The sequence below is a fragment of the Streptosporangium sp. NBC_01810 genome (assembly GCF_035917355.1).
GTDB lineage: Bacteria > Actinomycetota > Actinomycetes > Streptosporangiales > Streptosporangiaceae > Streptosporangium.
Genome location: NZ_CP109070.1, coordinates 7,784,159 through 7,797,362, shown reverse-complemented (window position 1 = coordinate 7,797,362; position 13,204 = coordinate 7,784,159). Strand labels below are relative to the sequence as shown.

At 69.9% G+C, this 13,204-nt stretch carries 11 protein-coding genes; 7 read left to right on the top strand and 4 right to left on the bottom strand.

Annotated features, from left to right (window positions below; translation table 11 throughout):
• The first annotated feature begins 186 nt into the window (after positions 1–186).
• Complete coding sequence (locus tag OIE13_RS35300) at positions 187–1,584, top strand: sigma 54-interacting transcriptional regulator (RefSeq protein ID WP_326829327.1); 1,398 nt, start codon at positions 187–189, stop codon at positions 1,582–1,584.
• Positions 1,585–1,594: 10 nt separating this feature from the next.
• A complete protein-coding gene (locus OIE13_RS35295; RefSeq protein ID WP_326644815.1) occupies positions 1,595–3,541 on the top strand; it encodes a vWA domain-containing protein in 1,947 nt (648 codons plus the stop codon).
• 45 nt (positions 3,542–3,586) lie between these two features.
• Here the strand turns inward: OIE13_RS35295 and OIE13_RS35290 are convergent, their stop codons facing one another.
• Positions 3,587–3,997, bottom strand: a complete 411-nt coding sequence (locus OIE13_RS35290; protein ID WP_326644817.1) for a DUF6292 family protein — start codon at positions 3,995–3,997, stop codon at positions 3,587–3,589.
• 567 nt (positions 3,998–4,564) lie between these two features.
• On the opposite strand from OIE13_RS35290, the gene OIE13_RS35285 reads away from it, so the two are divergent.
• Positions 4,565–4,990, top strand: a complete 426-nt coding sequence (locus OIE13_RS35285) for a hypothetical protein (protein WP_326644819.1) — start codon at positions 4,565–4,567, stop codon at positions 4,988–4,990.
• A 14-nt stretch (positions 4,991–5,004) separates the two neighbouring features.
• Here the strand turns inward: OIE13_RS35285 and OIE13_RS35280 are convergent, their stop codons facing one another.
• The gene (locus OIE13_RS35280) at positions 5,005–6,144 is read right to left on the bottom strand and encodes a cystathionine gamma-synthase (RefSeq protein ID WP_326644821.1); all 1,140 of its coding nucleotides are present in this window, start codon (positions 6,142–6,144) and stop codon (positions 5,005–5,007) included.
• A 210-nt stretch (positions 6,145–6,354) separates the two neighbouring features.
• Between OIE13_RS35280 and OIE13_RS35275 the strand changes: the two genes are divergently transcribed.
• Positions 6,355–7,599, top strand: a complete 1,245-nt coding sequence (locus OIE13_RS35275) for a sensor histidine kinase (RefSeq protein ID WP_326644823.1) — start codon at positions 6,355–6,357, stop codon at positions 7,597–7,599.
• 58 nt (positions 7,600–7,657) lie between these two features.
• On the opposite strand, the gene OIE13_RS35270 is transcribed toward OIE13_RS35275, so the two are convergent.
• Positions 7,658–9,028: a cystathionine beta-synthase gene (locus tag OIE13_RS35270; RefSeq protein ID WP_326644825.1), complete on the bottom strand. Its 1,371-nt coding sequence runs from the start codon at positions 9,026–9,028 to the stop codon at positions 7,658–7,660.
• 261 nt (positions 9,029–9,289) lie between these two features.
• Here OIE13_RS35270 and OIE13_RS35265 point away from each other — a divergent pair, with 261 nt between their 5' ends.
• From OIE13_RS35265 to OIE13_RS35255, 3 genes are all read left to right on the top strand, one after another.
• The gene (locus OIE13_RS35265) at positions 9,290–9,871 is read left to right on the top strand and encodes a GDSL-type esterase/lipase family protein (RefSeq protein WP_326644828.1); all 582 of its coding nucleotides are present in this window, start codon (positions 9,290–9,292) and stop codon (positions 9,869–9,871) included.
• A gap of 59 nt (positions 9,872–9,930) precedes the next feature.
• On the top strand, positions 9,931–11,274 hold the full coding sequence (locus tag OIE13_RS35260; protein ID WP_326644830.1) for an outer membrane protein assembly factor BamB family protein: 1,344 nt from the start codon (positions 9,931–9,933) through the stop codon (positions 11,272–11,274).
• Between the two features lie 273 nt (positions 11,275–11,547).
• The gene (locus OIE13_RS35255) at positions 11,548–12,765 is read left to right on the top strand and encodes an acetyl-CoA C-acetyltransferase (RefSeq protein ID WP_326829326.1); all 1,218 of its coding nucleotides are present in this window, start codon (positions 11,548–11,550) and stop codon (positions 12,763–12,765) included.
• Positions 12,766–12,789: 24 nt separating this feature from the next.
• Here the strand turns inward: OIE13_RS35255 and OIE13_RS35250 are convergent, their stop codons facing one another.
• Entirely contained in the window at positions 12,790–13,200 is a 411-nt protein-coding gene (locus tag OIE13_RS35250) for a PPOX class F420-dependent oxidoreductase (RefSeq protein ID WP_326644833.1), read from the bottom strand.
• Positions 13,201–13,204: the final 4 nt, after the last annotated feature.

The following is a 13,204-nucleotide window of genomic DNA, read 5'->3' as shown; positions in this document are numbered from 1 at the left end:
GGTCGTCATGACGCCTTGATCCTGGAATCACCCGGTGTCTTGTCTTGGAGCGATTCTCCCCACTGCCGACACAAGCACTCGCGTGAAGCCCCACACAATATTGACCTCCTCTCGGCTCGCAAAGGTCAAGATCCAAAAGATGGATGAGAGTGTCGGATCGGGCGTTGTGGACGTAGGCTCAGTCCCGTGCCTCAAATCCCAGAGCCACGTACTCTGCGCGAGCTGCGCGCGAGCGGCCATATTCACCGTACGGTAAAGGCCGAGATCCGTGAGAACCTCCTGGCCCGCCTGCGGGCAGGGGAGTCGCGGTTCCCCGGCATCGTGGGCTTCGACGACACCGTCCTGCCATACCTGGAGCGGGCGCTGCTCGCCGGACATGACCTGGTCCTGCTCGGTGAGCGAGGTCAGGGCAAGACCCGCCTGATCCGCACCGTGACCGGACTCCTCGACGAGTGGACCCCCGTCGTCGAGGGCTGCGAGATCAACGACCATCCCTATGATCCCGCGTGCGTCCGCTGTCGCCGCCTGACCGACGAGGCGGGCGAGGAGTTGCCGATCTCCTGGAAACACCGGGACGAGCGGTACGGCGAGAAACTCGCCACCCCCGACACCTCCGTCGGCGACCTGATCGGCGACATCGACCCAATCAAGATCGCTGAGGGGCGTACGCTCGGCGACCCGGAGACCGTCCACTACGGCCTGGTCCCCAGGAGCAACCGGGGCGTGTTCTCCGTCAACGAGCTGCCCGACCTGGCCGAGCGCATCCAGGTCTCGCTGCTCAACGTGCTGGAGGAGCGCGACATCCAGGTCAGGGGCTACAACCTGCGCCTGCCCCTGGACATCCTGCTGATCGCCAGTGCCAACCCCGAGGACTACACCAACCGCGGCCGGATCATCACCCCGCTGAAGGACCGTTTCGGCGCCGAGATCCGCACCCACTACCCGCTCTCGATCGAGACCGAGCTGGTCCTGATCCGCCAGGAGGCCGCGCTCGGCCAGGTGGGCGCCGACCTGCCCGACCACCTGATCGAGGTGATCGCCCGCTTTACCCGGCTGGTCCGTGAGTCCACCGCCGTGGACACGCGCTCGGGGGTCTCGGCCCGCTTCTCCATCGCCGCGGCCGAGACCGCGGCCGCCTCGGCCGTACGGCGTGCGGCGCTGACCGGCGAGGACCACGCGGTGGCCAGGGTCGCCGACCTGCCGGGGATCGTGCACACGCTCCGCGGCAAGGTGGAGTTCGAGGTCAGCGAGGAGGGCCGGGAGACCGAGGTGCTCTCACACCTGCTCCGCAGGGCGGTGTCCGAGACGTTCCGCGGCACGCTCGGCGGCACGGACCTGGCCCCGCTGCTGGAGATGTTCGCAGAGGGCGTCCAGGTCGAGTCGGGGGTGACGGTCCCGGCGGCCGAGCTGCTGCGCAGGATCGGCCCGGTGCAGGGCCTGGCGAAGATCATGTCCCAGCTCGGCATCGGCGACGAGTCCCCCGGCCACGCCGCCGCCGCGTTGGAGTTCGCCCTGGAGGGCCTGTACCTCCTGCGTCGGCTCTCCAAGGACGAGGTGGACGGCACGACGATCTACCGCACCTGAGGTGTCTGGCATGAGCTATCGCTATGGCGAATATCGGGACGGGCCTGACCCGCTCGCCCCTCCGTACGACGTCCGTTCGGCGCTGGACCGGATGGGCGACGCGATCCTGTCCGGTTCCAACCCCGCCCACGCCCTGCGCGACCTGCTCAAGGAGGGCCTGCCGGGCGCGCAGGATCGGCGTGGGCTTGACGATCTGCTCCGCGAGGTGCGGCGGCGGCGCCGGGAGCTACGCGAGCGCGGGCGCCTGGACGGCACGCTGGAGCGGGCCAGGGCGCTACTGGACAAGGCGATCGACCAGGAGCGGGCCGAGCTGTTCCCCGACCCCTCGGACGAGGCCAGGCTGCGTGAGGCGGAGCTGGCCGGTCTTCCTGACGACACGGCGAGCGCCATCCGGGAGCTGGGTGACTACCAATGGCGCTCGGCCGCCGCCGGGCAGACCTTCGAGGAGCTGCGTGACCTGCTGCGCGGGGAGGTGCTCGACAGCCGGTTCCGCGGCATGCGGCAGGCTCTGGCCGATCCCGACCCCGCCGCCATGGAGCGGGTCAGGGAGATGATGTCCGACCTGAACGACATGCTCGGCCGGGATGCCCGCGGTGAGCACACTCAGGCAGATTTCGACCAGTTCATGTCGAAATATGGGGACATGTTCCCGGAATCACCACGGAACCTGGAAGAGCTGGTCGACACCCTCGCCCGGCGGGCCGCGGCCACCCAGCGCCTGCTGGCCTCCCTGACCCCGGCCCAGCGCGAGGAGCTTGGCCGGCTGATCGAGCAGACACTCGCCCAGGCCGGGCTGGACGAGCAGATGCGCCGCCTGGGCGAATCCCTGTACGCCCGCCGCCCCGACCTCGCCTGGAACACCCCCGAGCGGCTGAGCGGCGACGAGCCGTTGGGGATGTCCGACGCGGTGAGCGCGCTGGACGAGCTCGCCGACCTGACCCAGCTGGAGGCCGCGCTCCGCCAGGACTACCCCGGTGCCCGGATGGACGACATCGACGAGGCCGCGATCCGGCGAGCCCTCGGCCGGGCGGCCGTCGACGACCTGCAGGCGCTCAGGCAGATCGAGCGCGAACTGGAGCAGCAGGGCTACCTGCTGCGCCGGCGCGGCAAGCTGGAGCTCACCCCGAAGGCCGTCAGGCGCCTGGGCGAGACCGCGCTGCGCCGCGTCTTCGCCTCCCTGGAGAGCGGGCGCCGCGGCGACCACGACCAGGTGGACGCGGGCTCGGCCGGTGAGCTCACCGGCTCCTCACGGCCCTGGCGGTTCGGCGACGAGCAGCCGATCGACGTGGTCCGCACGGTGATCAACGGCGTCCGGCGCGGCGGAAGCACCGGCGCGGTGACCCTGTCCGTCGACGACTTCGAGGTGGCCGAGACCGAGCGACGCACGGCGGCGGCGGTGTGCCTGCTGGTCGACCTGTCCTACTCGATGGCGCTGCGCGGCACCTGGGCAGCCGCCAAGCAGACGGCGATGGCGCTGCAGGCGCTGGTGGCCTCGAAGTTCCCCCAGGACTCGGTGCAGATCATCGGCTTCTCCAACTACGCCCGCGTGCTGCAGCCCGACGAACTGGCGGGCCTGGAGTGGGACATGGTCCAGGGGACGAACCTGCACCACGCCCTGCTGATCGCCGGACGTCACCTGGACCGCCACCCCGACTTCGAGCCGGTCGTGCTCGTGGTCACCGACGGTGAGCCCACCGCCCACCTGCGGCGCAACGGCTCGGCGGCCTTCGAGTGGCCGCCCACCCAGGAGACGCTGGAGCTGACGCTCGCCGAGGTCGACAAGATGACCCGGCGCAGGGCGACGCTCAATGTCTTCATGCTCGCCGATGACGAGCGTCTGAAGGATTTCGTGAACGAGGTCGGGCGGCGCAACGGCGGCCGGGTCTTCTCTCCCGGCGCCGACCGCCTGGGAGAGTACGTCGTCAGTGACTTCCTGCGGGTCCGCCGCACGCGCTGACGGGTCCCGCCCGGCATTCACCCACCGGGGGCCTCGGACGTCGGCCTAGCCGATGTAGCCGTCGAGTGCCAGGTCGAAGCCGTCGTGGTAGTGGCGGTAGGAGCGGTAGCAGGGGCGCCACGCCGTGCTGTTGCCGACGCCCGCGCGGGCGTCGGCAACAGCGGAGGGGAGCCGGCGGGGAGCGAGCAGGAGGCCGCCGCCGAGATAGCGATCGTCGGCGAGGACGGTGGGGGTGCCCGGGTCGCCGCTCGCATAGCGGCCACGGCGCCAGCCGCTCTCCTCGTCCCAGACCAGCGCGTCGCCCCCGGTCAGGCGGACGGTGACGGTGCGCGGGTCGCAGGGACCCTGCCACCAGCTCTCGACCTGGTCACCCAGTGCCTCGACGGCGAGGCTGACATAGTGGGCCGGCTGGTCCCGCCACTCCTCGGTGTACGGCTCAACGTGTTTGACAGCCACGGCGGGCACTCCTTCGTGCCGTCTATCTCTGTTCGGTGGAAGGCCCGCCCGGCACGACCACGACTTCGCCGCCGGTCTCACATCACATGGGAACGGGCTCTTCCTCGATCCTACTAATCCCTGGGTGTGCTCAGAGCAGGATGCGAAGATCGACCATCCCTCGACCGGCAACGTCCACCTCAACGCCCACCCCCCGAAACGTGACCCTTTCGTAACAACACCTTCGGGGCGGCCGCCGTCTACCTAGTAAAGAAAGTTCACCGATTCAAGGGGGAGGAATGAGTCCGATGCTCGCGGGAATTCTCGTGGCACTGATGCTCATCGTCTGCGTCTGCTTCGAGGTGTGCATGGTCCCGCACGGCCGCGACAGGCACGACGGCATCGAGGGCGATTGACCTCCACCCCCGGGTGTCCGACCGACCCGGCCCGAACGGCGCCCGCCGGAGACGAAGGGTCCGGGGCACGCCCGCCCGCTGTGCCGGAGCCTCCTTCAAAAGATCGCTCCAGGTCGGCGACGTGCGCGCGAGCCGTACTCAGAAAAGATCGGCGAAGACTAAGGTCTGGCGCATGACAGACCTGCTGCTCTGGCTGCACATCGGCTTTGCGATCTTCGCTCTGGGCCCGGTGACCGCCGCCACGATGTCCACTCCCAGATTCATCCGCGCCAAGAACGTCAGCGTCCTGCGCTACCTGCACAAGACCACCCGTATCTACGGCCTCGCCTCCCTGGGGATCTTCCTGTTCGGCCTGCTGCTGGGTGGCGGATCCCTCGGCAGGCCGTACCTGTCGGTGTCCATGACGCTCTTCATCGTCACCCTGGGACTGCTGGTCATGGTGGTCCGCGACCAGGGCACCGCCATCCGGGTCCTCTCCAGCGAGAGCCCGGAGGACGGCGCCCAGGTGCAGGTCGGCCGGATCGCCGCGCTCTCCGGCGTGATCGTGCTGATCTGGATGATCATCCTGGCGCTGATGGTCTGGTTCAACCCGGTCTGAGCGCGCCCGCGTTCCTACCCCAGTGCCTGGGTGAGGTCGGCGAGGAGGTCGTCGATCGACTCGATGCCGACCGACAGGCGGACCAGGTCGCCGGGGACCTCCAGTGGCGAGCCCACCACGGAGGCGTGGGTCATCCGGCCGGGGTGCTCGATCAGCGACTCCACACCACCGAGCGACTCGCCCAGGGTGAACAGCCTGGTCCGGTCACACACCTCGACCGCCTCGGCCTCCCCCCCGGCCGTCCGGAAGGAGACCATGCCGCCGAAGCGCCTCATCTGCTTGGCCGCCACCTCGTGACCGGGATGATCGGCCAGGCCCGGGTAGAGCACCGAGGTCACCCGCGGATGGGCGAGCAGCAGCTCCACCACCCGCTCGGCGTTCTCGCAGTGACGGTCCATCCGCACCCCGAGCGTCTTGAGGCCGCGCAGCGTCAGCCAGGCGTCGAACGGCCCGGCCACCGCGCCCATCGCGTTCTGGTGGTATGCGAGCTCCTCGCCCAGCCCGGCGTCGCGTGCGACGAGCGCGCCACCGACCACGTCGGAGTGACCGCCCACGTACTTGGTGGTGGAGTGCACGACGACGTCCGCCCCCAACGCCAGCGGCTGCTGCAGGTACGGGGAGGCGAAGGTGTTGTCCACCACCAGCAACGCACCGCACTCGCGTGCGAGCTGGGCCAGGGCCGCGATGTCCGCGATGCCGAGCAGCGGGTTGGTGGGCGTCTCCACCCAGATGATCCTGGTCTTCTGGGTCACCGCGGCCGCCACCGCCGCCAGGTCGCCCAGCGGCACCGGGTCGTAGTGCAGCCCCCAGCGCTCGTGAACCTTGGCGAACAGGCGGTAGGTGCCCCCGTAGGCGTCGTTCGGGATGATGACGTGGTCGCCCGGCTTGCAGATCGTGCGAAGCGCCGTGTCCTCGGCCGCCAGGCCCGAGGCGAAGGCCAGACCTCGGCTGCCGCCCTCGACCGCGGCCATGGCCTCTTCCAGCGCCGTCCTGGTCGGGTTGGCCGACCGGCTGTACTCATATCCGGCGCGCAACCCGCCCACGCCGTCCTGCTTGTAGGTGGAAACCGCGTAGATCGGCGGCACCACGGCCCCGGTGTAGGGGTCGGGTTCCTGACCTGCGTGGATGGCCAGCGTCTCGAATCCTTGGTTCATGAGGTCAACGCTACTCGCAACATCGACGCCCTCAGGGCACCTGCAACCGCCCCATCCCCCAGGCTCACTCCCTTCTCTTCCCACTTCGACGTCTCAAGCATCGGTGACGCCCACCTGGCACCGCCTCCGCTGAAGGTCCGGTTCGAACCGGGATGATTCGTCCGAACGGTCGATATGACATCTCCCCCTTCAGGCTTAGGCTCTGTGACCGTGGGGGAAACGAATCGGCTCGTCTACTGGGTCAAAAGGCTCAGCGAGATCGCGTTGATCGGCTGGCTCCTCCTGCTCCTGCTGATCGACCTCGTGGTGGTGACGAGCGAGCCCAACGGGGCGGCGTGGCCGAGTCTCGTGTGCGGCATGGTGGGCATCGCGGCGGTGCTGTGGCGCCGCAGCCGACGGGTCAACGGATTCGTCGCCCTGCTGGCGGTGTCGTTCCTGTCCAGCCTGGCCATCGGGATCGCCGAGGCCGACGGCAGTCCTGGGCTGGCCGAGATCGGGGCGCTGCTGGTCCTCACCGTCGGCGGGCTGCGCGCGATCGAGCCGGTGCGGCAGGCCGCGCTGTTCTCGCTGGCCGCGATGGTCGTACTGGAGACCTCCTGCGTGCGCCTGAACGAGACGACCGCCAGCGTGGTCTCCGGCTTCCTGCTCTTCGTGAGCTGGTCGTTCGCCGCGGGTATCGGCGCCTATTTCCGCTTCCAGCAGGAGCGCCGCAGGGAGGCCGTCGAGGCGGTGCGGCGGGCCGAGCGCCTGGAGTTGGCCAGGGAGCTGCACGATCTGGTCGCCCACCACATCACCGGGATCGTGGTACAGGCACAGGCCGCCAAGGTCGTCGCCGAGCAGAAGCCGGAGGCCGTGGTACCGGCCCTGGAGGCGATCGCCGGCGCCGGCGCCGACGCGCTGACCTCGATGCGCCGCCTGGTCGGTGTGCTCCGCGCGCAGGACGAGGCCGCCCGCTCACCGGGCAGCACGCTCATGGAGATGCGCACGATGGTCGAGCGCTTCTCCACCGCCGGCCCCCAGGTCGCCTTCGACATCGGTCAGGGCATCACCGACGGCACCGTGGCCCCCGAGGTGATGACCACCCTCCACCGGGTCCTCCAGGAGTCGCTGACCAACGTTCGCCGGCATGCCCCGGGCACCGGCTGGGTGGAGGCGGAGCTGAGGCTGACCGACGGCTCCGACCTGCGCGCCTGGGCCGGGAGCGGGCGTGCGAGGAACGGCCAGGAGCAGCGGAGCCGGCGTGCCGCCTCCGCCGCGGAGGCCTGGTCCGACGGGGACGCCGTGCGGCTGCGGGTGCGCAACTACGGCTCGGCGTCCGACATCAGGGTCTCCCGCCTCGGTGGCGGCTTCGGCCTGGTGGGCATGGCCGAGCGCGTCGAGGCGCTCGGCGGCAGGCTCATGGCCGGGCCCACCCACTCCGGTGCCTGGGAGGTGGTGGCCGAGTTTCCTCTCTGACCGCAAGGAGACGGCCCGAACCCCGACCGGGGTCTCCCGGCGGGCGTCCGGGCGGCACTCAGCGATTGGCGAGGAAGACCAGCAGGTCCTGGCGGGTGAGCAGCCCGACGGGCTTGCCGTTGTCGAGGACGACCGCGGCGTCGGCCTTCTCCAGCGCCTCGACGGCGATGGAGACCGGCTCCCCCGCGCCGATCGTCGGCAGCGGCTGCGACATGTGAGCCGCCAGCGGGTCGGTCGGCCGCACCCGGCCGTGGTAGAGGGCGTCCAGCAGGTCACGCTCCAGGATCGAGCCGACCACCTCGGCGGCCATGACCGGCGGCTCCTCCTTCATCACGGGAAGCTGCGACACTCCGTACTCGCGCATGATCGAGATGGCCGTGTCGACCGACTCGTGCGGGTGGGTGTGCACGAACTCCGGCATGCCTGAGCTCTTGCGGGTCAGCACGTCCTTGACCAGGCCCTCGTCGCTGTAGGTGGTCAGGAAGCCGTAGTCGGCCATCCACTCGTCGTTGAAGATCTTCGACAGGTAGCCGCGGCCGCCGTCGGGCAGCAGCACCACGACCACGTCGTCAGGTCCGGCCTGCCCGGCCACGCGCAGCGCCGCGACCGTCGCCATGCCGCAGGAGCCGCCTACCAGGAGCGCCTCCTCACGGGCCAGGCGGCGGGTCATGCCAAAGGAGTCCTTGTCGGAGACCGCGATGATCTCGTCACAGATCGTGGTGTCGTAGGTGGCCGGCCAGATGTCCTCGCCGACGCCCTCCACCAGGTACGGCCGCCCGGTGCCGCCGGAGTAGACCGAGCCCTCCGGGTCGGCACCAATGATCTTGACTCGGCCGCCGGAGACCTCCTTGAGGTAGCGGCCGGTGCCGCTGATCGTGCCACCGGTGCCGACGCCCGCCACGAAGTGGGTGATCCGACCCTCGGTCTGCTCCCAGATCTCCGGCCCCGTGGAGCGGTAGTGGCTCTCAGGGTTGTTCGGATTGGAGTACTGGTCCGGCTTCCAGGCATTCGGCGTCTCCTTGGCCAGCCGGTCGGAGACGGAGTAGTAGGAGTCGGGGTGGTCGGGAGAGACCGCCGTCGGGCAGACCACGACCTCCGCGCCGTAGGCACGCAGCACCGCGATCTTATCCTGGGCCACCTTGTCCGGCACCACGAACAGGCACCGGTATCCCCGTTGCTGTGCCACGATGGCCAGGCCGATCCCCGTGTTGCCCGAGGTGGGCTCCACGATCGTGCCCCCCGGCCGCAGCTCGCCCGACTTCTCGGCGGCGTCGATCATCGGCACCGCGATGCGGTCCTTCACCGAACCACCGGGATTGAAGTACTCCACCTTCGCCAGCACCTGGGCGGAGATGCCCTCCGTCACCTTCCACAGCCGGACGAGAGGGGTATTGCCCATCAGTTCGACGAGCGAGTCATGTACGCGCACCGGAATATCACCTCGAAATACCAAAGCTCTGTCAGCTTGTTGTGTCGATCGCCGTGATCCCATGGGGGTGGCGGGACCTCGATCGTGTTCCAAGGCAACGCTACCGCCCCGTACGGAGGGAGCAACGTCACGTGATCCGGACATTCGGGACGGCGCGAGCCGCCCGTCGTATCGCCGCGGCGGCCGCGCTGGGAGGAGGTATCACCGTGCTCGGCGCGGCGGCCTACGGCCTGCTGCTGGCCGAGGCCATGGTGGCCCGCCGTGCGGTCGGCCGCCCGCACGGCATGGAGGAACCGCCGTCCGGACGTCACCTCGCAGACCATGCCGGCCCAGGCCGTACGACACCTGCAGAAAGCGGTCCGGCGGCTGCGGGAGGCGGGGGCGGAGGTGGTCGTGGGCACCTGTCCCGACCTCGGCACCGTCAGGCCGATCGCGCAGCCGCTGCGCCGGGTGACCAGGCGATGGAGCCGCCAGCTGGCCGCCGCGCAGACCGTCGCCGTGGTCGAGGCGGGCGGGCGGACCGTGGCCTTCGCGGACCTGCTGGGGCCGGAGTTCGACATGAACCCGGCGGAGATGTTCGGCCTTGATCGTTATCACCCATCTAGCCAAGGCTATCTCCAGATAGCTTACGCAGTGCTACCTTCCGTATGCAGTGCGTTGGAACTGTGGCCCGAACCTCGTGCCCGGCGCGCTGAGTCGATCTACCTCGCGGCGGCCAAGGCCGCGGAGGAGCCCGGCGCCGAGGTCTCCGCGACCCGTGTCGCCGGTCGAGCGACCGGACCTCACGGACGGTGGGTGACCATGCTCGGCCGGAGGCCCGGAACGCGACCCGACGGCTCCTGAACACGGTCACCCTCCGCCGCGAAGCCGTAACGCCTCGCCCGCATTGGAGTGGAATACCCGTGATCCGGCCCCTCGCGAAACCGGCCCTGGTGCTCGCCGGAGTTCTGACCCTGGGCGGCTGCTCCGGCAGTGAAGCGGCCACCCCTGACCATCCCACCTGGCACAACACCGAGGTGAACGCGGTCAGCCGCACCACCGTCGCCAACGGCGTCGCCACGACGACCTCCATGAAGCCGGACGGCACGCTTGAGACGGTGGCCGTCGACCTCACCACCGGCAGGAAACTGTGGGCCCACCCCTCGACCATGGCGGGCCGCCTGCCGGGCATGGGTGTGCCCGCTCCCGCGATCGTCGAGACCGCCACCGGGCAGACCGTCGCGGTGACGATCGACCCCGCCAGGCGGGGTCGCTGGAAGGCCACTCTCGTCGGCCTCGACGCCAGAACCGGGGCGCGCAGATGGAGCCGCCCGGTGCACTCCACCTTCGGCCCCCAGCGGTGCGGGGCTTTCGTGTGCGTGGCCGAGCACACCGCGCTCGCGAGCGCCCGCGTCGTGGTGCTCGATCCGGTCACCGGCAGGATCGCGTGGAAGCTCCCCGGCATCGCCGAGGTCGAATGGTCCGACACCTCCCGTGTGGTCTTCCTCCGCCTCGCCCGCCATCCCGTCCTCGAATCACACGACCTGAAGACCGGCAAGGTCATCTGGCGGGTCCCCGTCGAGCAGGCCCTCGGCTCCGGGGTGGACCTGTCGGGCGGCTGGTCCTTCGGCGCGACGGCGGGAAACCTCGTCGGGTACGTCGCCCCCTACACCAACCCGAAGACGAGCAAGGTCTCCGCCTTCGGCCTGTTCTCCGTCAAGCTCGCCGACGGCACCGTCAACTGGATGCGCCCGTCGGTGGTCCGCGTCTACCCCAGCGGCAGCCCAGGCTTCGCACCGGTGGTCCGCCCCGTCGACCAGCAGGGCCGGTACGGCGGGTTCGCCCGGCTGGAGGCCGACAGCGGCCGGGTGCTCGGCCAGATCTCCGCCGAGCAGGTTCCCGAATCCGGCTGGTGGCTGGCCTTCCCACCCCGGATGGAGAAGGTCGGCTTCCTGCGACACGACAAGCCTGGCAACACCTTCGACCTTTCCACCGGCCGCAACGCCGACGTCAAGGACGAGCACGGCTGGTCCTTCTGCGCGACCGATCCCAAACCGCTCGCGCTCAAGGGCCAGAACTCCGGGTTCTACTCGGTGGCCTCGCTGTGCGAGTTCAGACTGGCCGACGGTAAGCGGGTGTCCGGCCCCGGCGTCCCGCCCGCCTGGTTCACCGGCAGCCAGAACGGCTGGCGGATGTGGCGCGACGAGAAGGGCGGCCTCCACGGAATCAAGGACGGCGACGGTACCTTGCCCGGCATGTACGGCTGACATCCGCGGCCGAGGTGTGCGGCCAACACGGGCAGCCGGCACAGGCGATCGGCACAGGCGGCCGATTCACGGTCGGCGTGCGCGGCCCCGTACGGCCCCGCAGCAGGCGTCCGCAGCCCGCAGGGGCGGTCGACTCGCGGCAGGGGCCCGTCCCCGGACGGGCCCCTGCACACCCCGTACAAAGTTCTGTTTTAACGCCCCCCTGGGCGCGGCTTTGGGCATACCGCGCGGTACGCTCCGCTGGAGGAGCAGCCACGAACCCAGGAGAGCCACATGCCCGAGGCAGTCATCGTCGCGACCGCGCGCTCGCCCATCGGACGCGCCTTCAAGGGGTCCCTCAAGGACATCCGCCCCGATGACCTGACAGTACAGATCATCCAGGCCGCGCTTGCCAAGGTCCCCCAACTCGACCCGACCACGATCGACGACCTCATGCTGGGCTGCGGCCTGCCGGGCGGCGAGCAGGGCTTCAACATCGGCCGGGTGGTCGCCACCCTGCTCGGCCTGGACACCGTGCCGGGCACCACCGTGACCCGCTACTGCTCGTCCTCCCTGCAGACCACCCGGATGGCGCTGCACGCGATCAGGGCGGGCGAGGGCGACGTGTTCGTCTCGGCGGGCGTGGAGTGCGTCTCCCGCTTCGCCAAGGGCAACTCCGACCTGCCCGGCACGGAGAACGAACTGTTCGACGACGCCCGCGCCCGTACGGCCAGGGCCGCCGAGGGTGGTGGCGGGATCTGGCACGACCCGCGCGAGGCCGGCCAGGTGCCCGACGTCTACGTGGCGATGGGCCAGACCGCGGAGAACCTCGCCGGACTGAAGGGCGTCTCCCGGCAGGAACAGGACGAGTTCGGCGTCCGGTCCCAGAACCTGGCGGAGAAGGCCATCGCCAACGGCTTCTGGCAGAAGGACATCACCCCGGTGACCCTGCCCGACGGGACCGTGGTGAGCAAGGACGACGGCCCCCGCGCCGGCACCACCTACGAGGCCGTCTCGACGCTCAAGCCGGTCTTCCGGCCCGACGGCACGGTCACCGCGGGCAACTGCTGCCCGCTGAACGACGGCGCCGCCGCGGTGATCGTGATGAGCGACACCAGGGCCGCCGAACTCGGCATCACCCCGCTCGCCCGGATCGTCTCCACCGGCGTGACCGGCCTGTCTCCCGAGATCATGGGCCTGGGCCCTGTCGAGGCCTCGAAGCAGGCCCTGGCCAGGGCGGGCATGTCCATCGGCGACGTGGATCTCGTCGAGATCAACGAGGCGTTCGCCGCCCAGGTCATCCCGTCGTACCAGGACCTCGGCATCGACCTCGACAGGCTCAACGTCAACGGCGGCGCCATCGCGGTGGGCCACCCCTTCGGGATGACCGGGGCCCGCATCACCTCCACCCTGATCAACAGCCTCGCCTTCCACGACAGGTCGATCGGGCTGGAGACCATGTGCGTCGGCGGCGGCCAGGGCATGGCCATGGTCCTGGAACGCCTCAGCTGAGGCCAGGGCCGGCCGGTGTTCCGGTCAGCCGTGGACATCGGGGCCGGCACGGGTGATCGTGATCTTCACGATCACCCGCCGGTCCCGCTCCATGACGGCCCGGTAGTCGTCCCAGTCGGGGTGCTCACCGGAGATGTCGCGGTAGTAGGAGACCAGGGTCTCCATCGCCTCGGGCAGCGGGACGATCTCCGCGGTGCCGTCGATCTGGATCCACTCGCCAAAGAAGGCGTCGGTGGTCACGCAGAGCGAGAGTCGCGGGTCCCTGCGCAGGTTGCGGACCTTGGCCGCGGTCTCCCGGGTACTGACGATCGGATTCCCTTCCGCGTCGAGCCCCACGACGACCGGAGAGAGCTGCGGGCGTCCGTCGGCATGCGAGGTCAGCATGATCGCGCGGTGGTTGGCGCGGATGAACCCGCGCGCCTTCTCATGATCCATGCCC

Excerpts from the sequence above, each read along its gene's own strand:
- OIE13_RS35295 (WP_326644815.1), top strand. The coding sequence starts at position 1,595 with ATGAGCTATCGCTATGGCGAATATCGGGACGGGCCTGACCCGCTCGCC.
- OIE13_RS35280 (WP_326644821.1), bottom strand. The coding sequence starts at position 6,144 with ATGAACCAAGGATTCGAGACGCTGGCCATCCACGCAGGTCAGGAACCC.
- OIE13_RS35285 (WP_326644819.1), top strand. The coding sequence starts at position 4,565 with ATGACAGACCTGCTGCTCTGGCTGCACATCGGCTTTGCGATCTTCGCT.
- OIE13_RS35255 (WP_326829326.1), top strand. The coding sequence starts at position 11,548 with ATGCCCGAGGCAGTCATCGTCGCGACCGCGCGCTCGCCCATCGGACGC.
- OIE13_RS35250 (WP_326644833.1), bottom strand. The coding sequence starts at position 13,200 with ATGGATCATGAGAAGGCGCGCGGGTTCATCCGCGCCAACCACCGCGCG.